At 59.7% G+C, this 387-nt stretch carries 1 protein-coding gene; it reads left to right on the top strand.

Annotated elements, in window-relative coordinates:
- The coding region (locus tag EOA29_RS40875) for a FixG Ig-like domain-containing protein (protein WP_281061172.1) at positions 1-387 on the top strand (387 nt) is incomplete at both ends.

Here is a 387-nt window from a genome sequence, read left to right as displayed (position 1 = left end):
ATTATGGACAAGCTCGGCAGGGAGCGCGGATTGATCTCCTATGCGACATTGTCCGATTACAACGCCAACATGGCTGTGGCCACTGGGGGCGGTGAACGCCCGGTGGACCCTTCGCTGGTGCGAACCGCCGGCGGCACATTCTCCGAGAAGTTGGCGCATTTCCACATACGCAAGATCTTCCGTCCGCGCACCTTTATCTATCTTGGCGCCTGGTCGGCAGTCGGAGCCGCACTGGTTTACTCGCTGCTGACCCGCGAGCGGCTGGAGATCAATGTCCTGCACGACCGCAACCCTCAATTCGTCACTCTTTCCGACGGCTCGATCCGCAACGGCTACACCGTCAAGCTGCTCAACATGATCCCTGAGCCAAGGACCATCGTCCTCACC

This window comes from Mesorhizobium sp. M1E.F.Ca.ET.063.01.1.1 (assembly GCF_003998155.1).
Classification (GTDB): domain Bacteria; phylum Pseudomonadota; class Alphaproteobacteria; order Rhizobiales; family Rhizobiaceae; genus Mesorhizobium.
This window is presented reverse-complemented; position numbering and strand designations above follow the sequence as displayed.